At 34.5% G+C, this 25,741-nt stretch carries 19 protein-coding genes and 10 pseudogenes; 18 read left to right on the top strand and 11 right to left on the bottom strand.

Going from position 1 to position 25,741, the window contains the following annotated elements:
• The first annotated feature begins 8 nt into the window (after nt 1–8).
• The 3 genes from greA to ACEL90_RS04545 all read left to right on the top strand — a co-directional run bounded on the left by greA (nt 9) and on the right by ACEL90_RS04545 (nt 2,506).
• Entirely contained in the window at nt 9–503 is a 495-nt protein-coding gene (greA, locus tag ACEL90_RS04555; RefSeq protein ID WP_007549342.1) for a transcription elongation factor GreA, read from the top strand.
• 6 nt (nt 504–509) lie between these two features.
• Nucleotides 510–1,154: a 3,4-dihydroxy-2-butanone-4-phosphate synthase gene (gene ribB, locus ACEL90_RS04550; protein WP_007549343.1), complete on the top strand. Its 645-nt coding sequence runs from the start codon at nt 510–512 to the stop codon at nt 1,152–1,154.
• Between the two features lie 71 nt (nt 1,155–1,225).
• Nucleotides 1,226–2,506, top strand: coding sequence for a M48 family metalloprotease (locus tag ACEL90_RS04545; RefSeq protein ID WP_265024428.1), 1,281 nt, complete (start codon nt 1,226–1,228; stop codon nt 2,504–2,506).
• A 27-nt stretch (nt 2,507–2,533) separates the two neighbouring features.
• Here the strand turns inward: ACEL90_RS04545 and ACEL90_RS04540 are convergent, their stop codons facing one another.
• From ACEL90_RS04540 to ACEL90_RS04520, 5 genes and pseudogenes are all read right to left on the bottom strand, one after another.
• Entirely contained in the window at nt 2,534–2,863 is a 330-nt protein-coding gene (locus tag ACEL90_RS04540) for a TrbC/VirB2 family protein (RefSeq protein ID WP_155968336.1), read from the bottom strand.
• Nucleotides 2,864–2,952: 89 nt separating this feature from the next.
• On the bottom strand, nt 2,953–3,687 hold the full coding sequence (fabG, locus tag ACEL90_RS04535) for a 3-oxoacyl-[acyl-carrier-protein] reductase (RefSeq protein WP_015589136.1): 735 nt from the start codon (nt 3,685–3,687) through the stop codon (nt 2,953–2,955).
• Between the two features lie 174 nt (nt 3,688–3,861).
• Nucleotides 3,862–4,822: pseudogene (locus ACEL90_RS04530) on the bottom strand (IS630 family transposase).
• Nucleotides 4,823–4,903: 81 nt separating this feature from the next.
• Nucleotides 4,904–6,976: pseudogene (locus tag ACEL90_RS04525) on the bottom strand (acetyl-CoA carboxylase biotin carboxylase subunit); the annotation flags it as partial.
• A 70-nt stretch (nt 6,977–7,046) separates the two neighbouring features.
• Nucleotides 7,047–7,358, bottom strand: a complete 312-nt coding sequence (locus ACEL90_RS04520) for a hypothetical protein (RefSeq protein ID WP_423348775.1) — start codon at nt 7,356–7,358, stop codon at nt 7,047–7,049.
• Nucleotides 7,359–7,445: 87 nt separating this feature from the next.
• On the opposite strand from ACEL90_RS04520, the pseudogene ACEL90_RS04515 reads away from it, so the two are divergent.
• The 5 genes and pseudogenes from ACEL90_RS04515 to ACEL90_RS04495 all read left to right on the top strand — a co-directional run bounded on the left by ACEL90_RS04515 (nt 7,446) and on the right by ACEL90_RS04495 (nt 10,777).
• Nucleotides 7,446–8,739 (top strand): annotated as a pseudogene (locus ACEL90_RS04515) (IS4 family transposase).
• 10 nt (nt 8,740–8,749) lie between these two features.
• Nucleotides 8,750–9,046, top strand: coding sequence for a head-tail connector protein (locus ACEL90_RS04510; RefSeq protein ID WP_423348774.1), 297 nt, complete (start codon nt 8,750–8,752; stop codon nt 9,044–9,046).
• Nucleotides 9,047–9,152: 106 nt separating this feature from the next.
• Complete coding sequence (locus ACEL90_RS04505; RefSeq protein ID WP_423348773.1) at nt 9,153–9,563, top strand: DUF3168 domain-containing protein; 411 nt, start codon at nt 9,153–9,155, stop codon at nt 9,561–9,563.
• A complete protein-coding gene (locus ACEL90_RS04500) occupies nt 9,538–9,927 on the top strand; it encodes a phage tail protein (RefSeq protein ID WP_264723746.1) in 390 nt (129 codons plus the stop codon). The genes ACEL90_RS04505 and ACEL90_RS04500 overlap by 26 nt, the downstream gene beginning before the upstream one ends.
• 64 nt (nt 9,928–9,991) lie before the next feature.
• Nucleotides 9,992–10,777 carry a hypothetical protein gene (locus ACEL90_RS04495; protein WP_423348772.1) on the top strand — a complete coding sequence of 262 codons (786 nt, stop codon included), beginning with the start codon at nt 9,992–9,994 and terminating at the stop codon, nt 10,775–10,777.
• A gap of 451 nt (nt 10,778–11,228) precedes the next feature.
• Here ACEL90_RS04495 and ACEL90_RS04490 read toward each other — a convergent pair.
• Nucleotides 11,229–12,308, bottom strand: a pseudogene (locus ACEL90_RS04490) (IS3 family transposase).
• 579 nt (nt 12,309–12,887) lie between these two features.
• Here ACEL90_RS04490 and ACEL90_RS04485 point away from each other — a divergent pair.
• From ACEL90_RS04485 to ACEL90_RS04460, 6 genes and pseudogenes are all read left to right on the top strand, one after another.
• Nucleotides 12,888–13,135 (top strand): annotated as a pseudogene (locus tag ACEL90_RS04485) (PD-(D/E)XK nuclease family transposase); the annotation flags it as partial.
• Nucleotides 13,133–13,333, top strand: a complete 201-nt coding sequence (locus ACEL90_RS04480) for a hypothetical protein (RefSeq protein WP_012481961.1) — start codon at nt 13,133–13,135, stop codon at nt 13,331–13,333. The pseudogene ACEL90_RS04485 and the gene ACEL90_RS04480, both read left to right, overlap by 3 nt.
• Nucleotides 13,334–13,420: 87 nt before the next feature.
• The gene (locus tag ACEL90_RS04475; RefSeq protein WP_423348614.1) at nt 13,421–13,744 is read left to right on the top strand and encodes a hypothetical protein; all 324 of its coding nucleotides are present in this window, start codon (nt 13,421–13,423) and stop codon (nt 13,742–13,744) included.
• 8 nt (nt 13,745–13,752) lie between these two features.
• Nucleotides 13,753–14,460 carry a reverse transcriptase N-terminal domain-containing protein gene (locus ACEL90_RS04470; RefSeq protein WP_423348613.1) on the top strand — a complete coding sequence of 236 codons (708 nt, stop codon included), beginning with the start codon at nt 13,753–13,755 and terminating at the stop codon, nt 14,458–14,460.
• Nucleotides 14,388–15,299 carry a group II intron maturase-specific domain-containing protein gene (locus ACEL90_RS04465; protein ID WP_423348612.1) on the top strand — a complete coding sequence of 304 codons (912 nt, stop codon included), beginning with the start codon at nt 14,388–14,390 and terminating at the stop codon, nt 15,297–15,299. The genes ACEL90_RS04470 and ACEL90_RS04465 overlap by 73 nt, the downstream gene beginning before the upstream one ends.
• Nucleotides 15,296–16,024 (top strand): Rpn family recombination-promoting nuclease/putative transposase, encoded by a 729-nt coding sequence (locus ACEL90_RS04460; protein ID WP_423348771.1) that lies wholly within the window; start codon nt 15,296–15,298, stop codon nt 16,022–16,024. The genes ACEL90_RS04465 and ACEL90_RS04460 overlap by 4 nt, the downstream gene beginning before the upstream one ends.
• A 106-nt stretch (nt 16,025–16,130) precedes the next feature.
• Here the strand turns inward: ACEL90_RS04460 and ACEL90_RS04455 are convergent, their stop codons facing one another.
• Nucleotides 16,131–17,519, bottom strand: a complete 1,389-nt coding sequence (locus ACEL90_RS04455) for a phosphomannomutase/phosphoglucomutase (RefSeq protein WP_423349298.1) — start codon at nt 17,517–17,519, stop codon at nt 16,131–16,133.
• A 94-nt stretch (nt 17,520–17,613) separates the two neighbouring features.
• Here ACEL90_RS04455 and ACEL90_RS04450 point away from each other — a divergent pair.
• A pseudogene (locus tag ACEL90_RS04450) lies at nt 17,614–18,940 on the top strand (hypothetical protein); the annotation flags it as partial.
• A gap of 274 nt (nt 18,941–19,214) precedes the next feature.
• A pseudogene (locus tag ACEL90_RS04445) lies at nt 19,215–19,388 on the top strand (tRNA (adenosine(37)-N6)-threonylcarbamoyltransferase complex transferase subunit TsaD); the annotation flags it as partial.
• Between the two features lie 352 nt (nt 19,389–19,740).
• Here ACEL90_RS04445 and ACEL90_RS04440 read toward each other — a convergent pair.
• Nucleotides 19,741–20,256: a transposase gene (locus tag ACEL90_RS04440; RefSeq protein WP_423348770.1), complete on the bottom strand. Its 516-nt coding sequence runs from the start codon at nt 20,254–20,256 to the stop codon at nt 19,741–19,743.
• A 101-nt stretch (nt 20,257–20,357) separates the two neighbouring features.
• Here ACEL90_RS04440 and ACEL90_RS04435 point away from each other — a divergent pair.
• Nucleotides 20,358–21,651: pseudogene (locus ACEL90_RS04435) on the top strand (IS4 family transposase).
• Between the two features lie 11 nt (nt 21,652–21,662).
• Here the strand turns inward: ACEL90_RS04435 and ACEL90_RS04430 are convergent.
• Nucleotides 21,663–22,265 (bottom strand): annotated as a pseudogene (locus ACEL90_RS04430) (transposase); the annotation flags it as partial.
• A gap of 62 nt (nt 22,266–22,327) precedes the next feature.
• Between ACEL90_RS04430 and ACEL90_RS04425 the strand changes: the two are divergent.
• Nucleotides 22,328–23,110: pseudogene (locus tag ACEL90_RS04425) on the top strand (IS3 family transposase); the annotation flags it as partial.
• Nucleotides 23,111–23,167: 57 nt separating this feature from the next.
• On the opposite strand, the gene ACEL90_RS04420 reads toward ACEL90_RS04425, so the two are convergent.
• Nucleotides 23,168–24,250 (bottom strand): efflux RND transporter periplasmic adaptor subunit, encoded by a 1,083-nt coding sequence (locus ACEL90_RS04420; protein WP_423348769.1) that lies wholly within the window; start codon nt 24,248–24,250, stop codon nt 23,168–23,170.
• 201 nt (nt 24,251–24,451) lie between these two features.
• Nucleotides 24,452–25,534 carry a Fic family protein gene (locus tag ACEL90_RS04415; RefSeq protein WP_423348768.1) on the bottom strand — a complete coding sequence of 361 codons (1,083 nt, stop codon included), beginning with the start codon at nt 25,532–25,534 and terminating at the stop codon, nt 24,452–24,454.
• Nucleotides 25,535–25,741 lie beyond the last annotated feature (207 nt).

The following is a 25,741-nucleotide window of genomic DNA, read 5'->3' as shown; positions in this document are numbered from 1 at the left end:
TGGTGATTATGGCTTCATCCATTATTAATAAATTTCCTATGACGAGGGAAGGTTTTGAGAATATGCAAGCCGAACTTGAAAAATTAAAGGAAGAAAAACCTTCTGTGATACAGGCTATTTCTGATGCTCGTGATCAAGGTGATTTGTCTGAAAACGCAGAGTATCATGCAGCACGGGAAAGGTTAGGTTTTATTGAAGGCCGTATAATGGAGATAGAAAGTAAGCTCTCACATGCGGAAGTAATAGAAGTAAAAAATTTGTCTGGTGATTCAGTAATGTTTGGTGCAACTGTGACATTAAGCATGTTAAGTGATAATAACGGTGAAGTGGAATATGTTTATAAGGTTGTAGGCGAATATGAAGCTGATGTTTCAAAGCAGTTAATATCTACTAGTTCACCACTTGGGAGTGCCTTAATCGGCAAAAAAGTCGGTGAATATGTGGAAGTGACAGTGCCAAATGGAGAGAAATTGTATAAAATAGTTAAGATTGAATTTAAGTAAATTATTATGGTACAGGCTACTTATGCTTCAATGAGTCTACCAGGTATTTCTTCTGTGGAAGATGTATTAGAGGATGCTCGTTCCGGTAAATTATTCATTTTAGTTGATGATGAAAATAGAGAAAATGAAGGCGATTTGATTGTCTTAGCTGAGAAAATAAAGCCGGAACATATGGCTTTTATGGTTAGGTACGGTACAGGGGTTGTTTGCTTAGCAATGACTAAATTTCACATGAAAAGGTTGGGCCTTAATTTCATGGAAAAGAAAAATATTGGTGAAAATCATACCGCATTTACTACATCAATTGATGCACGTTATGGCATTACAACCGGTGTTTCAGCAGAGGATAGAACGAAAACTATACATGCTGCTATCAACAAGGATGGTACTCAGGATGACATCATAACTCCAGGTCATGTTTTTCCTGTAATTGCACATAAAGGTGGGGTGGCACAACGTGCTGGTCATACTGAAGCGAGTGTTGAAATGGCGAAGTTAGTAGGGTTTGATCATTCAGCAGTTATTTGTGAATTAGTGAATGATGATGGCTCTATGATGCGCTTACCTCAGTTACTTAAATTTGCTGAACAACATAAAATTAAGTTAACTACCATCGACAAACTTATCAGTTACGTTAAAAATTTAAACTAGCGTTTATAAATTTGTATAATTTAAGTGTTAAAATATAGAATTTCTATAAATTATACAAGCACAGAATTTTCATGTTTAGAGTTGCTAAGTTTTTGACCTTATTGTTCTTTTTTGCATATTGTAATAATGCTTACTCTATTAACATTATTAGAGATAGTGAAGTGGAAGCAATAGTGAAAGAGCTAGCGCAACCTTTATTTTCTGCTGCGGATATTGATCATGAGCAAATAAAAGTTTTTATAATTAATGACAATTCGATTAATGCTTTTGTAATTAACAATAACAGTATTTTCATTCATTTAGGACTTTTACAATATTCGGCTAAACCTTATGTCCTGCTTGGTATATTAGCACATGAGATTGCTCACATATCTGCTGGTCATATATTGCAAATGAGTAGTGCTATGGGTTATTTTCAATCGATAGCAATGATTAGTTATATGGTAGGATTAGTTTCTAGTATTATCATTAACCCTCAGGTTGCTGGTGCAATTTTGCTTAGTGGTGTAGCGTTTAGTTCAAGGCTATTTTTTAACTTTTCTCAAGAGCAAGAAAGTGTAGCAGATAGCTATGCTTTAAGGTATCTTGATGAATCTGGCTATGATAATTCAGGTATGAAAGAGATTTTTGATTATTTTAAAAGTATTGAGCATGAGAACACCGAGGAATATTTCCGCACTCACCCACTTAGTGAGAAACGTATATTTGCTGTACAAAATTATAAGGTTAAAAACAACGTAAAACCAATTTTTGCGGATAAGTTACTAAAGTTTGAGCGTGTGGTTGCCAAGCTAGACTCTTTCTTTGCTCCTATTCATGTGTTATCTAATAAATATGAAAATAATTCTGAGTATGTAAATGCTATAGTTTGCTATAGGCAAGGAAAGATAGAAGAGGCTATTGCTAAAGTTAATTCATTGATTCAAGAGTCACGCAATGACCCATACCTATATGAATTAAAAGCAGAAATGCTATACAAGGCCGGAAATTTAAGTGAAGCAATAAAAATGTATGAGGAATCGCTTAGGTATTTATCTGAGAAAAACAGTTATTTAGTGAAACTTGCATTATCTCATACTTTATTATTACACGGTGATGCAAAAAAGGCGATTTTTTACCTGGAGCAGATTTTGAATGTAGAACCAGATAACGCTTTTGTCTGGAAGTATTTAAGCATTGCATATAAATGTGAAGCTGATACGGCAATGCATTATTTTGCCTTGACAAAAAAGGCTTGTATTGAAGGTGATTTAAAGCAATTTACAAAATATGCTGAGCTAGCTGTTAAAACTTTACCAAAAGATAGCCCTTATTTGTTGCAAGTTGAAGATATGAAGCGGTTCAATGGATAACAAAAAAGCATTTCTGCACTTTTTGGATTATTTTTGTCCACACTTTTCCAACATAGTTTTTGCTTCATCGCTTACGTTGGGCATAATTTTCGTTATGATAGTTTTAGCGCCAAAAAATACACCACAGAACATGCCAAGAGCAAAGAGGGCTGGCCACGGCATCCTGCCAAATATTGCAAGCAAAGCTGCACCAATTATTACTACCGTCATAAGTGGACCGCCTATCCCCCAAACATAACCAATAATATTGCATATTACTTTAGTTGTGTCATCCATATCAGGGTCAGCTGCATAACCTGAGAAAGAGAAAAGCAATACTACGCAAAAAACACTAAAAAATTCCATTATAGAGCTCATTTTTTTTGCCTCTAAGTAATAAATTAACCTAAACCTACACATTTTTTATTTTAAAGTAAAAATTATAATTTGTCCATACATAAGTGTTGCTACATAAATAACCCACCATTAATATTGAGCACATGCCCTGTTATATATTTTGCTTCATCACTTGCTAAAAACAAGACCCCTGCTGCTATTTCTTCCCCTGTTCCCATTCTTTTCATTGGAATATTATCTAATATTTTTCCCTTTTGTCCTTCATTTAAAACTTCAGTCATTTTAGTATCTATAAACCCAGGAGCAATACAATTTACTGTTATATTACGACTTGCAACTTCTTTTGCTATGGATTTGCTCATAGCTATTATTCCAGCTTTAGACGCCGCATAATTTGCTTGCCCGGCGTTTCCTGTCAGCCCTATTATTGAGGAAATATTTATAATTCTTCCCCAATTATTCTTAATTAGTTTTCTGCATGCTTCTCTACTCAGCTTAAATGTAGAGCTCAAGTTAATATCAATTACTTTTTGCCATGCTTCATCTGTCATTCTCAATAATAAACTGTCTCGCGTAATACCCGCATTGCATACGAGCCCGTCAAAGCCTTCCATCAGCTCACTTGCTCTATTTATTAGTTGATTTACTTCCTCAGCATTTGATAAATCACAAGGGAGTACATGCATGTTTTTTTCATATTGTTTAGCAACTTCTTCGAGCACTTCTTTTTTTGTGCCAGAAATACATAAAGTTGCTCCGGCTTTGTGCATAATTTTTACAATCGCTTGCCCTATTCCGCCTGATGCGCCAGTAATCAGGAACTTTCTGCTTTCCAATTTAAGCATAATAACTTTATATTATCTTAATTCCTAACAGAATATTGACTAGTCGGCAATAAATTTCTTACATAATATAAGTAACTCAGATATTCACAAAATAAAGAAAAAGTTATAATAAAGTTAAACGTCAAAAAATTTTAAAAACATAGTTGATGCAGGAATTGTTACTTATACCAACTCTCATTGTTGGCCAGTCAAATAGGAGACATTGCAGAGTTGTTTAATTGTGGAGCTGGCAAGAGAAGTAATAAATTTGCACAAAGCACCCTCAAGCAGAGCAATTGTATCGTATATTTTATTGCGCAAAATGTTCTGTTTTATATATAACCAAAGCCTCTCAACGGGATTGAGCTCAGGTGAGTATGGAGGTAGGCATATAATGTCGATATTTTTAGGTACCTTTAAATTTTTTCCAACTAGCACAATCCATAACAAGAAAAGCCTCTCGTGTTTCTAGATATTGCGACATCTGCTCAAGAAATATGTCTATGCAATCAGTGTTGACATTTGAGCTAGAACTCTCTCCATTTCTAGGATTAACCGCACTATAGAGATAGAAATTTTGCCTACCTAATTTTGTTTTAACCTGTGTTCTAATCCCCTTTTTAAACCACCCATGTCCAACCTTTGAATGTGTGCCAAACCGTGATTCATCAAAGAAAAATAGCTTCATTGAGATTTTTTTTTGAATTCCTCTTGTTTGCTTTTATCTTGTCCATTATGAACTGGTCTTGGTGTAATATATGAGAATTTCATCTTTTGCATATAGCGGTGTACTGTAGATTTGCTGATATTTAATCTGAACTTTTCCTGGATTCTTATTCTCATTTCTTTAATGGTAATATTAGGATTTTCTTCTATCCACTCTTCAATTTGCTGTAGTTGAACCTGATTTAATTTAGTTTTTCTACGGCGTTGTGGAGGAGCAAACAGTTTTTCTTCTCTGCCAAATTTTAGGTCATGCAGTAAGTGCCTTTCTTGAAATGCAATATATTTTTGCTACAGCCGTTATACTGTACTTTTTTGCTGCAATTACAGCATTTAGTTTTTTTGAAACATATGCATTATTCCTTACTTTCTTCAGCATTTCTTTTGCTGATTCTACTACTTTTTCATCCAATAATTTTGATCTTAATGCCATTTATACCTCAACTATTTTACTTACTTCATTATCGCTTTTCTTCCATCTTTGTCCATCTGTTTGCCGTGTAATGGGAATTGGTATAAGCAAGCAGACTACATCACCGATCTGCACATTTTTTCCTTCTTGAACGGGAATATTTTTTATCACCATTGCTGCTTCAGCACATATGATATTTTCCATTTTCATTGCTTCCACAACAAATAAAGGTTGTCCTATTTCTACCTGATCTCCTACATTTACGTGTAATTTAACTAATAAGCCAGATATTGGGGATTTTACAACATCTACTGAAATCTCTTCTGTTTCATTATTTAGCATTAACTTACTTAATTCAGCTACATGAGGTTTTAATATACAACACTCAGCTTTCATACCTGCATGTCTTATGAAGTACTTGCTGCCTTGTCTTTCTATTTTAAGTGCTATATTGGTATCGTCATTAATTGTGATACATAGCAATCTATAACTTGATTTCCACTTGCCTATAACGGAGTATTTATTGTGATTATATACCGTTATTAATATATTATCTTGGTATTTTGCATTTACAGAGTACTCATTGTCATTTATATTCACTATGAATAAATCTCTTGCACGGTCACCTGCCATCCGAGTAGCTGATACTGGTGCCCCTTCTTTTTTACTAGATTCCAGTGTCACGCACTGGAATGACACCTGAGATGTTTCATTCACTGCTTTATGATGGTACCTTTCTTCATTTTCCAAATGAACATATAACGCAGTGAAAATAAATATTTTAATATACTCCTCTGTAACAAAATCGCCGTGAAACCCACTAGGGTAATGATCTGGAATGAATCTCGTATGGAGCTTTGCTGCGATAAAATTTGGGTGATGGAAGATGGATTCTAGAAATTCTATATTATTTGTTACTCCTTCTATATAGCATTCAGACAATGCTTTTTGCATTCTGCTAATCGCTTCTACTCTATCTTTTCCATATGTTATAACTTTTGCAATCATTGAGTCATAGAACGTGCTAATTTCTGAACCTGCAGCAACTCCATCATCTATTCTTACATAATCATTTTCACCCGGTTTATCGTAATATTTTATTCTTCCGCTGGAAGGGAAAAATTTCTTCGATGGGTCTTCAGCGCAAATTCTACTTTCTATTGCAGAACCAGTAAGTTTAATACCATTCTGACTAAACCTTAATTTCTCTCCACAGGAAGTTCTAATCATTTCTTCTACTATGTCTATTCCAGTTATAAATTCTGTTACTGGATGCTCAACTTGCAATCTCGTATTTACCTCAAGAAAATAGAAGTTTTGGTCTTTATCTACAACAAACTCAACAGTGCCTGCTGAAAAGTAACCAACCTGCTTTGCTAGAGAAACACATTGGACATACATTTTTTGTCTTACTTCTTCACTAATGAATGGACTTGGCGTTTCTTCTATTATTTTCTGGTTATTCCTTTGTATCGAGCATTCTCTTTCTCCAAGACACACTATATTGCCATATTTATCTGCTATGATTTGTATTTCAATATGTCTTGGTAGTTCTATATATTTTTCTATAAAGATACTGCCATCCTTAAAACTTTTCTCTGCTTCATTTGTTGCTGATGTGAACGCCAGTTCAATTTCTTTTTTGGAATTTACAATTCGCATTCCTTTGCCACCACCGCCTGATGCAGCTTTAAGCATAACCGGAAAGCCAATTTCTTCAGCAACTTGAGCTGCGTGGGCAGCGTTGCTAATCTTACCCATATATCCTGGCACTACATTCACTCCAGCTTTTTTTGCCGCTTCTTTTGCTGTTATTTTGTTGGCTGTAACTTCTATTGTTTCTGCACTGGGGCCGATGAAGTCTATATTATGTTTTTGAAGAGCACGTGGAAAATCTGGATTTTCTGCTAAAAAACCATAGCCAGGATGAACCGCCTCAGCACCTGTTTCAACTGCTACTTCACATATTTTTTCAATGTTTAAGTAACTGAGGCAAGGTGGCGAAGGGCCGATATATCTTGACTCATCTGCTTGTCTTACATGCACAGAATTTACATCTGCATCCGAGTATATGCACACACAAGATATACCCATCTTATGGGCAGTTCTGATAATCCTGCAGGCAATCTCTCCTCTGTTTGCTATTAAAATCTTACTGTACTTCTTTTCTATCATCGTATGAGTATACTTTCTTAAGTTGAGAAAGTAAATTTCTATATCATTGCCTGCAACTTTTTGTTATATATCAGACAGCCACCCTTGCAAGATCCGTACTACTAAAAGTTTCCACTGGAGTGCTCATGTCATGCAAGTCATGTATCTCACTACACACTTTGCCTGACAGATACGCAGCCCCGCCAGAAATTATCCCAGCCATCGTAGTCAGTGCCATAGATTGAGAAACTAAAAATAAAAAGTATAAAGACAAACATAAAGCAGCAATACACGCTATAGCTCCTATTATGTATAAGCGCAGGTGAAACTTCTGGTTACATATGAAGCTGTCTTTTATGCCTGCGATTTCTTTTATTTCTTTTTTGACTGTCTTACTAACCATACGCGTCAAGTTAAGGAAATAAAGGTATGAAAGAGATAGAATAATAAGGTATAAGTTCTCCCAGATATACTTTTAGTGAGAGAACCAATGAATAAAATAACTTGCTTATCAAAAAAGCTCAAAGAATTTTTTAATGAAAAAGCAGAGAAAATCTCAATTACAACAAGGTTTATAAAAAGAAAGAGAAAGCTAAAAGGTTCATCATTCGTAAAAGCCATGGTCTTGGGTAATATAGGAGTTGATAATTGTAGCGTAGAAACAATGTTTCAATTACTAAACGAGGACTCGATAGATATAACAAAACAAGTTTAGATTTACTGAAGAAGCAGTGGAATTTATGAAAAGGATGTATAATGAATCTGTGATTCTCTTTAAAAATATCTTGCAAGTTGGTTGCAAAATCTTACAGCAATTTAATAGTGTTAAATTATTGGACAGTAGCTATACCTAACAGTATGGAAGAGATGTATAAAGGTTATGGTACTAGCTACAGTGGCTATGAAAGCAATACTAAGTCTGGAATAAAGTTACAATTAGTTTTCGACTACATGAATCAGATAATAGACCAACTTAATTTAACGGAGGGGGTAAGATCAGACCAGGGATATAGGAAACATTTAAGTAATATATTAAGCAATGATTTGCTAATATCTGATCTCGGTTATTTTGTGCCAAGTTCTTTTAAACAAATCAATGAAATAGGAGCTTATTTCATAAGTCGTTGATACCGACATATATGATGTAGAAACAAATCAAAAAATGGAGTTATTAGAATGTTTAGAGGATAAGTTATTTTTAGAAAACGAGGTATTGTTAGGAAAAGAAGCAAAAATTAGAGTAAGAATTATATGTCAGAAACTAACTGAATATGGCCAGAAGAAGGAAAGCTAATAGATTAGCAAGATCGCAGGGATATACATCCTCTAAAAGAAATCAAAAATTGTTGAACTGGTCAATATTTATAACTAATGTTCCAGAAAATAAAATTAGTGCTGAGCAAGTATTAACGATTTACAGAGTAAGGTGGCAAATTGAGTTATTATTTAAATTGTATAAAAGCCATACCAGGCTTGATAAGCTAAAAGGAAAGCCATGCAGAGTATTATGTGAACTATATGCTAAATTGTGCGCAATTCTTATATTTCACGGCATAGTTGGTTGCACAGAAGTGAAAAAGAATACAGAACTTAGCTTAACAAAGGCATTTATTGAGCTAAAAAGGCGGGTTAGAGAGTTATTTTTAGTATTAACCAAAATTAATAGTTTAAAAGCATTTCTTAAAAAACTCACTATAACTTGGTCGCGATTTTCATTAAAAGACAAACGTAGAAGGGCTAGAGTATCCACTTTAACCTCTCTAAATTTGCTCACAATCTCTTAACTTGACGCGTATGGTGAGTAAGATAGTATTGGCTACTGCAATGATGTCTAAAAATCAAGAGAAGAGTACACTTAAGTATTATTTTAGTGATGTAGGGGGCTACGTTGAGTTTTTCAATTGTTTGAATGCAATAAGAGTTGATGTTGTATACGAAGCTGGTTATGACAATGTTCCTGAGCAGATAAAACTAGGTATTATGCGGCATGTTTCTGCTCTTTACAAAAATCGTGAATCGGAGGTAAGTAGCCATTTATCTGAAGTGAAGAAGGTATATTCTCCGTTTCGCGAACCAAAGGTTGTTTTGTAGCTCTTTCTGGTCATTCAAACTGGGCTACTACGTCATACCGTTACGGATAGATCCCGCTAACAAGCAGCGGGATGATGAGTTTCTATATATCTTTCAAGGGTTAATCATGGAAAAAATTCAAGCTATAAACGAGTTGTACAATAGCGTTTATGCAGCACTAAAAGCAAATTATGATTTAAGGAAATATGTTACTAACATTTATGACTACTTACCTAAACAGGTCACCATTCCTTACTTGAGATTGCGTGCAGTGAATTATAGCAACCTGCATATGCTGTCCAATTTTGCTACAAAGGCAAGATTTTCATGCGACATATATACTTATCATATAGACAGTATGTTTGTCATTATAAGGCATATTAACTTGATACTTAAGAGCATTGAAGGTTTTAGTAGTGAGGTCATTTTAGAAAGTAATTGTGCTATGGATCAGCACGATGAAATTTTACATTCAACAATTAATTTTGATATTTTAATAAAAGGAGGTGATAATGAGCAAATTACAGCTAAAAATTAAAGATCATGACAATAATTTTATTGTGTTAAATAATATAAGAAACCTAAGGTTTACTTTGCGTAATAACAGAGAAGAGGTGAAAGATATTTCTTCTTTTGGCTGGAGAAAAGTATTGGACTCTGCTGGAAGCAGACATATTACGATAAAAATTAATGGAATTTTAGACTCTGTATTAGCTGATGAATTATTACGTAATTCTGCTATGCTAAACTCTAATAATGATTATGAAATTAGTTTTAATGCTAAGGAAAAGATAAGGCTTAGGTGTTCAGTTGAATTGTATGAGAGGTATTATGATCCTGTTACTTTTGACAGCTTTACTGTAGTTTTAACTAGTGCTGAAGTTGTAAACGCTTTTCATTAATGTTAATTTAATCTTTTTATATACAATAGTAACTGGTGAGAATTTTAACTAAATTAAAAAAATCATGAACGACAAAGACCTTTTCGAGGAAGACGGTGATGATATTGAAGAAAATAACGATGATAAAAGAGAGAAAAGTTTAGAAAATGAAAATCAGCAAAATCAAGAAGAACAACACAAAGAGGAAGATAAGCAATACATAATACAGTATATTCAAGACTATTTGAAAGTTTTTGAGGATATTCTAAATCAGATCGACGAAGGAATTGATAATTCGGATAGTTACGAAAGGACTATGCAAATAAAGCGAAGCATAGACAGGCTCATAGAGACTTTATATAGTCAGGCTGCGTCCGAAGATATTGATGCAGAATTTGAAACTACCAAACACACTCGCGATAAATCAGAATCTATGAAAAGAGTTAGAGAGAAGAGAAGAAAGCAAGTGATAGAGGAAGTATTAAGTAGCATGTTTGCCCAGCAACAAAAGGAGCTAATGAACGCTAAACACTTAAGTCATGGACATGAAACAGCAAAAGATGGGGATGTCCACGAAGCAAAGGAAAAAGTGAAGTCTTCAATCAGGGGAGTGTTGTTTTCGGTGATTGCTCATAGGATGGATCCAAGAAGGAGGGCAGGGGAAACTGCTGACGATAACGAAAAGCAAGCTCATATACATGGCAGGGAAGCAGTTGGTGGAGCTTTAGGTGCATTGTTAAAAACGTTTTTAACAGCAGTTATTGCCGTTGTGCGTGAAATCGCTAAGCCACTTCAGAAACCGGAAACATCTTTTGCAAAACAAGTTGAAGAAAGCAGAAACGCAGATTCACAAAAGGGTCGATCTGTGTAGATTTCTCCTTGTAATAATCTTTCGATTCTACTGTCTGTTAATTCAAATTAGGGTTATAAAATTTTAGAAGCCAGCTCTTATATAACCAATTTATAGCAAGAAATTACGATACAAAAATCAGCGTCCGTTAGAAAATAAACATAACACAGGGTGATAGAGTTGCCCCTATCCATAAGCGTCAGTTAAGCTCAAAATTGTAAGCTTATAGCCTTTCTTATAATAGTCCGAATGCGATAAGATATGTGTTTATGGCTATAGCAGGCCAGTAGCATATTACGGTCTGTTCGGATTATTGTAAAAAGAGCTATAAAATATGGTTGAATAATTATTAATAATAGTATATAATTATTAACGTTTTTCAGGCATTTTTGTTATGGGTGCGCCAAGTAAGCGTTTAGAATACGGTTGGTGAAAATCCAACTGACCTTACCCAGAAAAAGTGGAGAGAAAGTTAAGACGTTTTTATCATGAGAATAAATTGTGCAGGAATGCAATAGTTAATAGTGACGTTGTTTGTTATAAAAAATTTCTATGTATTCAAATATTGCAGTTCTAGTGTGTTGAGCAGAGTGTTGTGAAGTATCAATAAGTATTTCTCTTTTCAATGAGCTAAAGAAGCTTTCTGCAACAGAATTGTCGTAACAACAGCCTTTATTACTCATCTATATTCTTTACAGCTAAGAGATATTGATACCCTTGCGCAGTATATTGTGAACCTTGGTCACTGTGCAGCAGTAGATTTTTAACAGGTTTACGCCTATTAATGGCCATTAATAAAGAGTTCATAACCAATTGTTTATTTATTGCACTACTCATTAACTACCATACGTGAGAATTATTGCTGCCAAATATAGCCATCCCTCCTTGGTTTTGATGTAAGTAATCCCATACTTTATTTGGTTGATCAACAATAAAGTTTTGGTCTAATATATTGGGAGCTACAGCTCTATTATCTGTTTGTTGTTTTTTAATTTTAAACTTTCTTCTCAGTATAGCCCTGATGTCATTTTTCTGCATAATACTTTGCACCGTTTTCAAATTGCAACTTTTACCCAAAGCCTTCAATTCAGCATGAATTTTAGGAGCTCCATATCTACATTTAGAAACTTGATATATTTTTTGAATAGCTTCGAGTAGCTCTTTATTTGCTGATTCTCTACTGCTTATTTTTCTTGTAGTCCACTTATAGTAGCCACTAGCAGAAAATCCTACATAATTCCTGTACTTTATAGCAGTTACTATATAAAAAATATTTTACTCTTTTTGACTGGCCAGGGCTTTTTTTTAAATGTCTCTTTCCCTTGTTACTCTTGCTTTGTAAATCAAACCTCTCTTTGTCATAAGGTGCTACATCTGGAAATGCATTTGCCGCTGACTTTTTTTCGTTATATTTCTTCATCCATTTTCCTAATACACTATCCCTTATTCCTAGATCTCTTGCTACTTTTGCAACTGGTTGACCTACCTTTCTTTGTTCATTTGCCAGTTTAACAGCTTCCAATTTGAATTCTGCTGTATATTCTCTTACCATTTCTAATCCTCCAAAATTTTATTTTACCCAAAAAAACTCCTTTCTTTCTCTCCACTTTTTCTGGGTAAGGTCAATTCGGAACTCTATTTCTTTTTTACGATCTTTACTTTTATTCTTATTGTTCATATAATATACCCTTCACTAATAATAAATTATTTTTAAATGTTTACTGTTATTTTCTTAGCAGTATTGGCATAAAGCCATAGCTTTTGGGTGAAGTCAAATCAAATTTTCAATTTTTTTTGTTTATTTTTTTATGAAAAGGTAGAAGATATTAATAGCTGCTAATTTCTTTAAACGATGTTGTCGTAGATTCGTATTTTTATACACCAAAAAGGGTATCTTTGATGTCTCCTACAGCTCCAAACTCATAGCATCCATTTGCCAGCCTTTTAAGGCGCTTTATAGAAGGGTTAATAAAAGATGTACAAAAGGACGTCTAAGGTGCGTAGTAGCATTCTAAAGCCATCTATGGGAGACATTTTTTTCATCAACGCATTCAAAACTTAAAAAAATAAAAAACTTGAACATTTCTTCAGAATTGTGTATAATTATTAATCTTTTCTCAGTATTTTTACTATGGCTCTTTCAAAATTTCTCGATCCTCGCAATGATTTGTGTTTCAAAAAAATCTTTGGCACTGAAAAAAAAATAAGAATATTCTTATCCATTTTTTAAACGATATTTTAGGATGTACTGAAGTCAACACTATACAAGAAGTAGAATTCTTAAGCACTATTCAAGATGCTGAAATTGCCTCTGATAAGCAAAGTATAGTTGATGTTCTTTGCAGGGATTCTAGTGGGAACAGGTATATAATTGAGATGGTGCGACCTGAAAGTCTTCGGTCATATTGTTTAAAAGGAGAGGAATTCATTCAGAAAGAAACTGAAAGGATTCTAAAACTTATTAAACCAGATGTTTTGCCATCTGAGTCTACGCATCAGTGCGAATCGGGCAACCGGTTGGTGCCAAGCGATGCGGACAATGAACCTCCTCTTGAAAAAGAAGATGCTCAATCGTGAGAGGAGCATAAACTACAAGCATCATGTGGTTGGAGAGCTAGGCTAGTGGTATGGTGAACGTAAGTGAAACTTCAAAGTATCGTAATTATGAAGGAGCTAAAGATGCTGATAAGCTCTAACCAAAAAGGTAATGTGACATTTCTCATTTCTAGATGTACGCAAATCACCGGTATAGAGAAGTCACCTAACCCACTGTTGTATGACAGAAGGAACAGGGTAAGCCTGTATTTTCGCCTACATGGCAAGCAAACCGCAAGGAATGCTGACGGAAGTGCAGGTAAAGGAGAATGGAGAAAGCGAATGCCATTTTGTAACGAAATGGATAGAATTTGTAACATTAATTCGCGTGAAAACGAGCAGACTTCCGTTTGGTCCCTCGTGACAAGAAACTTTGTTAACCACTTAAGGTAGGAAAGCAGATGATTACAAGTAAACCTGTAAGTGCATCTACCGAAAGCTTTGAAGCATGGAAGCAGTTGCCATGGAAGAAATGCCAGAAAGTTATTGTGAGGCTACAAAGACGTATTGTTAAGGCTGTCCAAGAAGGAAGATGGGGTAAGGTAAAAACTTTACAACATCTTCTCACACGCTCTTTTAGCGGAAAAGCTTTGGCTGTTAAGAGAGTAACTGAAAACCAAGGAAAAAACACAGCGGGTGTAGATCGTCAACTATGGTCAACTTGCAATGCTAAATTTCAAGGAATAAAGCAGTTAAAGCAAAGAGGATATAAACCTTCTCCGCTAAAACGGATTTATATCAGTAAATCTAATGGCAAAAGAAGACCTCTTGGAATACCATCGATAAAAGATAGAGCCATGCAAGCATTATATCTGTTTGCTCTGGAACCGATAGCTGAAACAATCAGTGATCGTCACTCCTATGGCTTTAGGCCTAAAAGATCCTGTGCAGATGCTACAGTAGCTTGTCATTTGTTACTGGCAAGTCGTAATCAACTACAATGGATACTTGAAGGTGATATCAAAGGATGCTTTGACAACATTAATCATGAATGGCTTATGAAGCATATTCCTATGGAGAAGAAAATTCTGCATAGTTGGTTAAAAGCTGGCTTCCTAGAATCGAAACTCTGTATCCCACAACTGCAGGTACCCCGCAAGGTGGTATAATTTCTCCAATACTAGCCAATTTAGCCTTAAACGGACTTGAAAAGTTATTGGAAAGTCGATTTGGTAAACTCGGCAGTAGAAGAAGAAACAAAATCAGAAGTGGAGTGAACGTAATCAGATACGCAGACGACTTTATTATTTCAGGTTTCACACATGAAGTACTGGAAAATGAAGTTAAGCCTTTAGTATCATCTTTTCTTCATGAGCGAGGTTTAATTCTTTCAGAAGAAAAGACAAAGATTACATCTATCACAACAGGGTTTGACTTTCTTGGTTGTAATGTACGTAGATATAATAAGAAGTTAATTATTAAACCTTCGAAAGAAAGTATTAAAAGACTTCTTAATAAAGCACGTACATTGATAAAAGCAAATATAGCGAACACTCAGGCTATAGTAATTAAGTCACTCAACTCTCTACTGAGAGGATGGGGAAATTACTATCACCATGTGTGTGCTAAAAAAGCGTTTAGAAAGGTCGACAATGAAATTTGGCATAGTTTATGGAAATGGGCAAAGAAAAGACATCCTCGTAAAGGATTACGTTGGATAAAGAATCGTTACTTCAAAGTAATGGGTCAACGCCGATGGGTCTTTGCTGCACCCATATGCAAGAACAAACCAAAAGAGATACGGTATTTAAGACTGCTTAAGCTGATTGATATACCTATCAGACGACATGTTAAAATCAGAGCGGATGCAAATCCCCTTGACTTAAAATGGAAAAAGTATTTTGATGAGAGAGTGAAACGAACAAGAATGTTAGCAAGCTCTTTCTCAAGAGAAGGTTCTCTACTGTTGGTGTCACCATTAAGAATGATGTTTCCTGAGGAATCATGAAGGACAAGCCGGTTCTAGAAAAGAAGAACTTAGATAAGGGGCTCAAGCGTAGTGTGGGGAAACCTGCACGCTGCGTTTCTAAGGGAGGGGGTAGTAGTAATACTGCTCCCTTACCTGACCAGTTTACTAAGACTAAAGGCTTCGAAAAACGTGCTCAATATTATGCTGCCAAAGCCTACTCAAGTCAAGCTGATCAAGGTGATGATTATCATAACCTCAAAGAAATTATCTTTATTGCTGTTGCTGATTGTATTATTTTTCCAGATAAGGCTGAGTACAAATCTAATCATGTCATCTTAGATCAAAATAGCTTTGAACATGACTTAAAGGATTTTTACTTTGTATTCATAGAACTACCTAAATTTACAAAGACAAAAGAAGACCAATTGGAGAGTATAGTTGAAAAATGGTGTTACTTTTTTCGATATGCAGCAGAAACAAACGAAGAAGACCTAGATAAAATAGTTGGTAGTGACGTAATAATAAAACGAGCTTATGAAGAACTAAATAAATTCAACTGGTCAAAGAAAGAATTTATTGCCTACGAACAGGAAATAAAACGTATTCGTGATGAACGGGCTGTTCTTGAACAAAAACTTGATGATGCTAAAAAGGAAGGAAAAATTGAAGTTGCAAAAACAATGCTGGCTAATAATGTTGATGTCACCACTATTGTTAAGTTTACTGGCCTCTCCATGAGTGAGATTGAAGAATTGCAGAATTAAGTGGACCCGCAAACGGTTACACGAAATAATGCTGCAGCCTGACCAGGTGATAAGTACATTTAGCCTATTTATCTTTATACTTTCATGTCAATTTTATAAATCAAATTTATTTCTGTGAGTAGCTACAATTTAAAGACCTTGCTTCATCAATGTAATGGAACAAAACCTTTTTAGTAAGTTCAAAACCCTCTAAAGTCTCTCCTTCGCATCTTGCTGTAATGCAGTTTTGCGTATTTGATACCCTAAGAAGCCACCAACCTTTATTATCGGTTACTTTAACACCATCAAGATCTGAAAATACAATATTTTGCTTCTCCAGTGTTTTCTTTATTGATTCAATTATTTGAAATTTTTTCTCATCTTTCACTACAATCTTTACTTCATGAGTGATATATAACTTCGGTAAATCCTCAATTACCTGAGATAGGCTTTGGTTTTTCTTAAGCAAAATGTCAACTGCTTTAACAGCAGAATATAGCCCATCATCAAAACCTAGCTCAGAAAAGAAGAAGTGCCCGCTTAATTCACCAGCAAACTTTGCCTCTTCCTCTACCATCTTCTTCTTAACTAGTGAATGTCCAGTAGCGCAGGTAATAACTTGCCCTCCTAACTTACTAACAAAATCATGCACTTTCATACTCATTTTTACGTTAGCAATAACTTTGCTTTCTGGATATTCCTCCAACACTTCACGTGCAAAAATTATAAATAAATGGTCATTGGAAACAACGTTGCCTTTATTATCAATTAAGCGCACCCTATCGCTATCGCCATCTAGCGCAATGCCAAGATCACATTCACATTCCTTCACAACGTCAATTAATTGAGCGAGGTTCTTTTCCTCTATGGGATCTGGATCATGCAGTGGAAATGCCCCATCTATAGAGTTATTGGTTACGATATGCGTATGACCAGGCAAGATCTTTTCAATATACCTTATAATTCCACTTGCTGGACTATTTCCACAATCCCAGGCTATTTTTAATTTCTGTGTAGTATTATTCTTCACTGCACTTTTCAATATGCTAATGTACTCACTATATATATTTATGTTAATTAAGCTTCCAATTCTTGTGCTGTTTTTAATTGGACTGCTTATAATTTCCTTCATTTCTTGATCTGAGAAGACTTTTTTATTACTAAAAAATTTAAAGCCATTATATTCGCTGGGGTTATGAGAGGCAGTTATTATGATACCAAGATCCGCCTGTGTGATTTGTGTTGCAGCGTAAAGCATAGGTGAAGAGCATAGTCCAACGCGTATAACATTTGCACCGGATAAAGTTAAGCCCCTAATTAATTCTCTTTCTATACCTGGTGAATCTATTCTGCTGTCGTAGCCGACACAAACACTAACTACGGTTTGGCCAAACTTTCTACCTATCTCGTACCCATCATTAATCTGCAAGTCTTTGCCTATTATACCTCTAATATCGTATTTTCTTATAATGGTATTGTCCATACTGTACTTCTTGAAGTGACTACTATATAACATTTTGGCCAAATGCTCAAGTTTATTTATCCAACAATTAGTTGACTTTCTAAAGAAATCTGTTAATATTATAGTATATTTTTTAAAATGTAAAATTATGCCACAGGAAAACGAAAATGTATTTATAGCTGAAAGTCAAAGTTTAGATGTAGATGAACAGAAGAAAAACGATATTTTAAGTGTCATTGAATCTTGCAACGATCTTCAGGATTTTATAAAAAAAACTAAAGGAAGAAAATCTCATCTGGTACTTCATTGGTCCTTTATGCAAAGATGAGAACATTACAGGACAGATAAATTTAAAGTGGGAAAAGGAGTTCCAAAAATTTGAGCAATCAATAGACGCAACGCATAAAGAACTCAAGTCGTCTCTGCCTGGTCAAAATTTCTTAGTGTATCCAACAAAGGATAATGACTTCAAAATTAGATTTGAAAATGAAGAAAAACCAATAGAAATTAGCAATATTTTAAGAGCTAGCAGTGAAGGTAAGGTTTATAACATATCTTTAGGGAAAGATAGTCAAATACCTGCAACCAAAAAAGGCAGCGAAAGGCACTATGATTTTACTGGTTCAAGCTCATGTGAAATGACCATTAATTGGCAGGCTAAGGATTCTGAAGGTAACAGCATAGACTGTAGCATGACCGTAAAATTGGATTCTGGTGGTATACAGAGTGTTATTGGTGAGCCAAAATTTGGAGGAATAACGAGTTCAGAAGAAGTATTAAAGTTAGTTGGACAAAATAAAGAAGTTTTTATCAACGGAAAAACTCTGTATCAAGCTTTTACTGGCATATCCAAGAGTGTAGACGATCAGCAAGTACCAGCAGAGGAAATATTTACAAAAGATCTACATATATCACCACAGTCACCTACACCAAGCAGCAGTGGGTATTCCTCTCCTAGCACACCTTCTTCACGTAGAAGTTCTATATCCACCAGCAGTGAATTTAGTGATGAAGATGAAATATTTGAGGATGATATGTCTGGTGATGAAGAAGAGTATGAGCAAGAAGGATTAAAAGATGAAGTTGAGGAATTAGAGGAAGAAAAAGAAACATTTGCTAAATATTTTGCAGTGCAGGCAAAGCAGCTTGAGGATCTAAGATTAGAACGTGACTCCTTGAGAGATAAAGTCAATGAACAACAGCGAGCGATATTTGAAAGAGGTCAAAGAATAAAGGAACAAGAGGAAGAACTACAGGATAAAAATGATGTAATAAAGAACTTAAATGATCAGTTGAAAGATAAGGAAGGTGAAACAAATGAGGCAAATAAAGAATTACAGAGAAAATTGAAGCAAAGTGAAGCTAATTTAACTGTACTAAAGGAAAAGAATGCAAATTTGGAGAATGACCTGAAGAAAATAGTGGAAGGTTTAAACGATGATCATAAAAAGCAGTTGGTAGAACAGTTAATGGAAACAAAAAAGGAAAACAATACATTTTAAGGAAAAGGAAGATATGTTACAAGAAGAGTTGAAATCTGCCAAAGAGAGTCTAGAGCAACTGCAGAACATATTACAGCAGGAAAAAGGTCAGGCAGCTACATCAACTCAAACTGAAGTTGAATATGAAAGTAGAGGAACAAGCATGCAGCAGCAAGACCAAGGTATACAAGCTGTAAACAACAACTCAAGCAGAACAGCTAGTGGGTTAAGACAAGAAAACAAAAAATTGACTAGAGACAAACTAACTATATCTGAACAATTAAAACAACACATAAACTTAAACATATTTTTTCCCCCTAACGACCTATGTACAGACAATGCAATTATGGTTGGATGGACAGGAATTGAAAGGTTACAGAAAAATTATATAGATCCACTTAATTTTGCACCAAGACCTAAGTGGGAGTTAGAGAGTTATTAAAAGCTCTCAATTCTGAATTATAGCTAAAGTGACTTAGGTTCTCTAATTGCACATAAGTCAACAATAATTTTCACACAAATCAAAACAGCATATCTTCTCCATAATCCTTGGTAATTTTACATAAGTTAAAAGTAGCATATGGTTCTCTCCGCGGTCTGAGATGACAATAAATTTGTCAAGCCGCATTATACTTGTTAGGCGGAAGTGGACGGCAACATGTTTACCACGAAGTCTAACTAAGTTCTTGCTTGTCCCTTCCATCGGCATTGCTATCTTTATTTTCAATAAAATTATTGTCCTATGCTCTTTTGATGTTTATTGATAATAAAATTCTGTTTTATCAACCAACATCCTATGCATAATTACAGCTAATTTTCTTGCTACTGCTACAATTGCTTTTTTCATTCCTTTTTTCTTTGCAACCCCAGTTTTTTAATTTAAATGTCCTCTTGGTAACTGTAAGCATTGTTTGTGCAGCTTCATATAACATACTTCTACATTCCGCTGGTCCCATCTTTGATATGCTGCCATGCCGATCAACTTCTCCAGAAGAATATTGCCTTGGTGTCAACCCTGTATATGCTCCAACTGTATCAGATTTCTCAAACCTATGTGGGTTATCAATTGCAGCTTTATACGTCATTGCTACTATAATCCCCACTCCTGGAACAGTAGTTAACAATTTACAATCATCGTCTTTTTCACCTTGTTCTGAAAGCATTTTGTCAAGCTTTCTTAATGACTTTTCTATTGCTTCCAAACTACAAACTAACGCTTCAATTGAACTCCTACTGATTTCATCCAAATTATTTATTGCCTCTTGTATTCTTAAAGCGAAAGTTTCAAATTTTGATCCTTTACCGACCATGTATCTTCAACCATACGCGTCAAGTTAAGGAAATAAAGGTATGAAAGAGATAGAATAATAAGGTATAAGTTCTCCCAGATATACTTTTAGTGAGAGAACCAATGAATAAAATAACTTGCTTATCAAAAAAGCTCAAAGAATTTTTTAATGAAAAAGCAGAGAAAATCTCAATTACAACAAGGTTTATAAAAAGAAAGAGAAAGCTAAAAGGTTCATCATTCGTAAAAGCCATGGTCTTGGGTAATATAGGAGTTGATAATTGTAGCGTAGAAACAATGTTTCAATTACTAAACGAGGACTCGATAGATATAACAAAACAAGTTTAGATTTACTGAAGAAGCAGTGGAATTTATGAAAAGGATGTATAATGAATCTGTGATTCTCTTTAAAAATATCTTGCAAGTTGGTTGCAAAATCTTACAGCAATTTAATAGTGTTAAATTATTGGACAGTAGCTATACCTAACAGTATGGAAGAGATGTATAAAGGTTATGGTACTAGCTACAGTGGCTATGAAAGCAATACTAAGTCTGGAATAAAGTTACAATTAGTTTTCGACTACATGAATCAGATAATAGACCAACTTAATTTAACGGAGGGGGTAAGATCAGACCAGGGATATAGGAAACATTTAAGTAATATATTAAGCAATGATTTGCTAATATCTGATCTCGGTTATTTTGTGCCAAGTTCTTTTAAACAAATCAATGAAATAGGAGCTTATTTCATAAGTCGTTGATACCAACATATATGATGTAGAAACAAATCAAAAAATGGAGTTATTAGAATGTTTAGAGGATAAGTTATTTTTAGAAAACGAGGTATTGTTAGGAAAAGAAGCAAAAATTAGAGTAAGAATTATATGTCAGAAACTAACTGAATATGGCCAGAAGAAGGAAAGCTAATAGATTAGCAAGATCGCAGGGATATACATCCTCTAAAAGAAATCAAAAATTGTTGAACTGGTCAATATTTATAACTAATGTTCCAGAAAATAAAATTAGTGCTGAGCAAGTATTAACGATTTACAGAGTAAGGTGGCAAATTGAGTTATTATTTAAATTGTATAAAAGCCATACCAGGCTTGATAAGCTAAAAGGAAAGCCATGCAGAGTATTATGTGAACTATATGCTAAATTGTGCGCAATTCTTATATTTCACGGCATAGTTGGTTGCACAGAAGTGAAAAAGAATACAGAACTTAGCTTAACAAAGGCATTTATTGAGCTAAAAAGGCGGGTTAGAGAGTTATTTTTAGTATTAACCAAAATTAATAGTTTAAAAGCATTTCTTAAAAAACTCACTATAACTTGGTCGCGATTTTCATTAAAAGACAAACGTAGAAGGGCTAGAGTATCCACTTTAACCTCTCTAAATTTGCTCACAATCTCTTAACTTGACGCGTATGGTTCCAGGATCGGTGTCAAAAATTGCTCAAACCATCCATTAAAAACATCCATATTACAGTGGCCTTCAAAGGTTAACGGAACAACTATCTTTCTTCCACTTAAGGCTGCAACCATACTGATTCGTTGAGTTTTCTTTCCAGATTTTAAGGCATAAAACCGCTGTCCTTTCTGGCAATATCCGTAGTGGTAGTCTTCGGTGTTATCAATGCCAGACTCATCTATATACACTAAGTTTTTAGGTTCTTTTGTCGCTATAATTTTCAAAAATTCAGCACGTTTTTCTTCGTTTCTTTCCTTGTATCCATATGTCTTTTTTTGCGCGTAAATCCAATTTTTTTAAGGGCTCGATAGATCGTTTGGATACTAACGTTGTTCCAAAGTTTAGCCATTTCCGATAGAGTCTTTCCTCCGTGTTCTCTGGCAAATTTGGCAAAGGTATCCCAGTCGGTAATTTTGTGATTGTAACCCCCATTTCCAAGTTTTTTTGATTGAAAGTCTCCTGTTTCTTTTCTTCTTTGCTGCCACTGTTTCTCTGCTTTCTCCTTCGTCTAGCGCTTCCATTGCTTTTTTTCTTAAATCATAACTATATGCTGCTGGCATTCAACCTCCTTATCATCATCTACCCTTATCCTATCACACCGGACTTTTATGGAAAGAGCTATAACTGCTATAAAGTACAGGAATTATGTAGGATTTTCTGCTAGTGGCTACTATAAGTGGACTACAAGAAAAATAAGCAGTAGAGAATCAGCAAATAAAGAGCTACTCGAAGCTATTCAAAAAATATATCAAGTTTCTAAATGTAGATATGGAGCTCCTAAAATTCATGCTGAATTGAAGGCTTTGGGTAAAAGTTGCAATTTGAAAACGGTGCAAAGTATTATGCAGAAAAATGACATCAGGGCTATACTGAGAAGAAAGTTTAAAATTAAAAAACAACAAACAGATAATAGAGCTGTAGCTCCCAATATATTAGACCAAAACTTTATTGTTGATCAACCAAATAAAGTATGGGATTACTTACATCAAAACCAAGGAGGGATGGCTATATTTGGCAGCAATAATTCTCACGTATGGTAGTTAATGAGTAGTGCAATAAATAAACAATTGGTTATGAACTCTTTATTAATGGCCATTAATAGGCGTAAACCTGTTAAAAATCTACTGCTGCACAGTGACCAAGGTTCACAATATACTGCGCAAGGGTATCAATATCTCTTAGCTGTAAAGAATATAGATGAGTAATAAAGGCTGTTGTTACGACAATTCTGTTGCAGAAAGCTTCTTTAGCTCATTGAAAAGAGAAATACTTATTGATACTTCACAACACTCTGCTCAACACACTAGAACTGCAATATTTGAATACATAGAAATTTTTTATAACAAACAACGTCACTATTAACTATTGCATTCCTGCACAATTTGATGCATCATTCTCTTTGTGAAAAACATTCCACACTTTCTCTCCACTTTTTCTGGGTAAGGTCAAAGGATCTTATGTCTTAAACCTTATCACCAGGCTTAACAAATAGGTGGCCCAATACTATTAACTTTATGGGTTTACCTTCGTTATTCGCTACTATCCAAACCCCATCGCTCTCATGATCAACAATTTCTATTGGTGCAAATACTACATAATTATTATCATCAACAATCTTTATTCCAAGAGCACCTTCGTCACTTAAGCTCAGGGCTGAAGAAGGAACTTTATATGCAAATCTTTCGCCTGAAGGTAGCCTTACGTTGGCAGTTAGTCCCTGCAAGGATATCATTTTATTATTAGTTACCTTTACTTCTACCCTATAAGACCCAGTTTTAGGCTTAGCAATTTTACTAATAAAACTTACTTCACCTGCCAATTCTTTTCCGTCCAGCAAATTAATTTGAGCTGTGCTGCCTAGCTCTATTTTATTTACTTCATTTTCCGAAACGTATAACACTACAAGAATTTGATCGAAATTAACCACGTCAGCTATTTTTTGCCCAGCATTAACAAAATCCCCTTCGTTTGCATTGATTTTATCAATATAACCATCTATAGGAGATGTGACTGCAGTATTTTCTAAATCCAATTCTAGCCTTTTTAGGTCAGCTTTTGCACTTTGTAACGCAGTAAAAGCTGCTTCTACTTGTATTTGTGCCCCATAGCCTTTTTTATTCAGTTTGTGAGAGGAATCATACTCAATTTCACGCTGCTTTAATAAAGCTTTGGCTTTCTGAGCTTGCTCAATCCTGTCATAATCTTCTATCTTTAACACTACATCATCTCTTTTTACCTTTTCACCATCAGGTAAATAAATAGCAATAATCTTACCACTTATTTTTGAGACAAGGCTAGCTCTATGTAAGGGATTTACTGTACCAGAAAAATTTAAATATATAGTGCGGTTTTGCGGCGCACATTCTTGAGTTTTTACTGAAAAGCTACTAGTTGCATTATCGCTATGAACCGCCTGATCTTTTTTTAAAAATGCACTGCTGATAAAAAACAGTAGAATAAAAGCAATACTGGAAATGATGATTACTTTATTTCTCATCTTTAAACAATAGAATTTGTTGACCAATCTTGTTAGAAACAACTGCATAAATTTTCGAATCAGAAATGTAAGTATAATACATGTACCATTGTCACTCCATAAATAGTTTTATATGAGAACAAACACAAGATTTTCCTATAATAAGTAAGTTTTTTATTGCTAAAATGCAATTTTTAATCGAATAAAATTGCAAACAAAGTTGTGCATAAGACTGGATTTAAAAAAATCTCGAAAAACATACTAAAACTTTTAAATAATAACTTTATATCTAGTGGCTTTGCCTTCTCCAAGACGCTGTAAGTATTTCATCCCTAGCAGTTTCTTTGTAATTGCCTCTACTGTTCTTGGAGGAAATCCTAGAGCTTCTATAGCATCTTTTCTACTAAATTCTTTATCTGCAAGGCTAAGTGCCCACTCCCAGAAGAATAATTGTTTTCTTGATAATAAATATTCAGTATTCTCCCTCTCAAGAATATAATGCGCCTCATTTGCTTGCGTTTTGAGCACATTAAGAAAAAATATTAACCATGGGGAAATATCTTCTTTGCCACTTTTCCAGCTACTTTGTGTTTTATTAAGCGCTAAATAGTAATCAAGTTTGTTAGTTTCAATTATCTTTTCATGTGATACAATAGATACAAAATCATAACCCTGCTGCAACAGCATTAAATTAGTTATCAATCTACTAGTTCTGCCATTTCCATCTTGAAAAGGGTGTATTGCCAAATACTCAAAAACAAAGTTAGCAACAATAATAAGAGGATGCTTAAATTTATTATTTAAGGACCAGTGATACCAATCAATAAGCTCTTGTACTTCCTTTCTAACAAGGTAAGGTGGTGTGGGATCAAAAATTATACCAACAACTTTTCCATTCTGATCTTTTGCCTCAACTCTATTAGAACTTGCTTTGTATTTTCCTCTATGATACAAATCTTTTTCACTATAAAGTAGCATCTGGTTGTTAATGTGCAATATTGATGACTCACTAATTGGAATATCCGTATAATCATGAAATATTAGTTTAAGCATTTCTAAGTAGCCAGCAATTTCTTGCTCATCTCTATTTTTAAATTTTTTGACACGTAGGTTTTTATATAGATCCTCAACTTCTTTATCGGTTAGACGATTTCCTTCAATACGGTTAGAAGCGCCAGAAGATATAACAATAACTGAATGAGTTAATCTTTCAATCGTTTGTGGTAGTAGTTTTTTCGTTATCTGCCAGCTATTTTTAACACTATCAACTGCAGTAATTAACTCGTACACTTGCTCAATTACAGGCCCTTCTAGGTTGAGACGCGTACTAAGACGAAAATTCTTCCAGTTCATATTCTTCTCACATGCATATTATGTGAGATAATGTGATAAAAGTCAATAGTAAACTTTATATGCACAGCAGAGCTAACTACAAAAATTATACATTTTCAAGTGATCCTAACCATATCAAAAACTACAGGGCAAAGTTGTTAGAGGAGGCTTAATTAGTTAAAAATTTCAATCTTATGTAAAATATTGTCTTATTTTGTAATTTTCTTG

It is taken from the genome of Wolbachia sp. wLmal, from assembly GCF_049435495.1.
Taxonomy (GTDB): Bacteria; Pseudomonadota; Alphaproteobacteria; order Rickettsiales; family Anaplasmataceae; genus Wolbachia; species Wolbachia pipientis.
Note: the sequence above shows the minus strand (reverse complement) of the source record. Positions and strands in the feature narration are given on the sequence as shown.

Excerpts from the sequence above, each read along its gene's own strand:
- greA (WP_007549342.1), top strand. The coding sequence starts at position 9 with ATGGCTTCATCCATTATTAATAAATTTCCTATGACGAGGGAAGGTTTT.
- ribB (WP_007549343.1), top strand. The coding sequence starts at position 510 with ATGGTACAGGCTACTTATGCTTCAATGAGTCTACCAGGTATTTCTTCT.
- ACEL90_RS04545 (WP_265024428.1), top strand. The coding sequence starts at position 1,226 with ATGTTTAGAGTTGCTAAGTTTTTGACCTTATTGTTCTTTTTTGCATAT.
- ACEL90_RS04540 (WP_155968336.1), bottom strand. The coding sequence starts at position 2,863 with ATGAGCTCTATAATGGAATTTTTTAGTGTTTTTTGCGTAGTATTGCTT.
- fabG (WP_015589136.1), bottom strand. The coding sequence starts at position 3,687 with ATGCTTAAATTGGAAAGCAGAAAGTTCCTGATTACTGGCGCATCAGGC.
- ACEL90_RS04520 (WP_423348775.1), bottom strand. The coding sequence starts at position 7,358 with ATGGTTAGTAAGACAGTCAAAAAAGAAATAAAAGAAATCGCAGGCATA.
- ACEL90_RS04510 (WP_423348774.1), top strand. The coding sequence starts at position 8,750 with ATGGTGAGTAAGATAGTATTGGCTACTGCAATGATGTCTAAAAATCAA.
- ACEL90_RS04505 (WP_423348773.1), top strand. The coding sequence starts at position 9,153 with ATGGAAAAAATTCAAGCTATAAACGAGTTGTACAATAGCGTTTATGCA.
- ACEL90_RS04500 (WP_264723746.1), top strand. The coding sequence starts at position 9,538 with ATGAGCAAATTACAGCTAAAAATTAAAGATCATGACAATAATTTTATT.
- ACEL90_RS04495 (WP_423348772.1), top strand. The coding sequence starts at position 9,992 with ATGAACGACAAAGACCTTTTCGAGGAAGACGGTGATGATATTGAAGAA.
- ACEL90_RS04480 (WP_012481961.1), top strand. The coding sequence starts at position 13,133 with ATGGTGCGACCTGAAAGTCTTCGGTCATATTGTTTAAAAGGAGAGGAA.
- ACEL90_RS04475 (WP_423348614.1), top strand. The coding sequence starts at position 13,421 with ATGAAGGAGCTAAAGATGCTGATAAGCTCTAACCAAAAAGGTAATGTG.
- ACEL90_RS04470 (WP_423348613.1), top strand. The coding sequence starts at position 13,753 with ATGATTACAAGTAAACCTGTAAGTGCATCTACCGAAAGCTTTGAAGCA.
- ACEL90_RS04460 (WP_423348771.1), top strand. The coding sequence starts at position 15,296 with ATGAAGGACAAGCCGGTTCTAGAAAAGAAGAACTTAGATAAGGGGCTC.
- ACEL90_RS04455 (WP_423349298.1), bottom strand. The coding sequence starts at position 17,519 with ATGTTATATAGTAGTCACTTCAAGAAGTACAGTATGGACAATACCATT.
- ACEL90_RS04440 (WP_423348770.1), bottom strand. The coding sequence starts at position 20,256 with ATGGTCGGTAAAGGATCAAAATTTGAAACTTTCGCTTTAAGAATACAA.
- ACEL90_RS04420 (WP_423348769.1), bottom strand. The coding sequence starts at position 24,250 with ATGCAGTTGTTTCTAACAAGATTGGTCAACAAATTCTATTGTTTAAAG.
- ACEL90_RS04415 (WP_423348768.1), bottom strand. The coding sequence starts at position 25,534 with ATGAACTGGAAGAATTTTCGTCTTAGTACGCGTCTCAACCTAGAAGGG.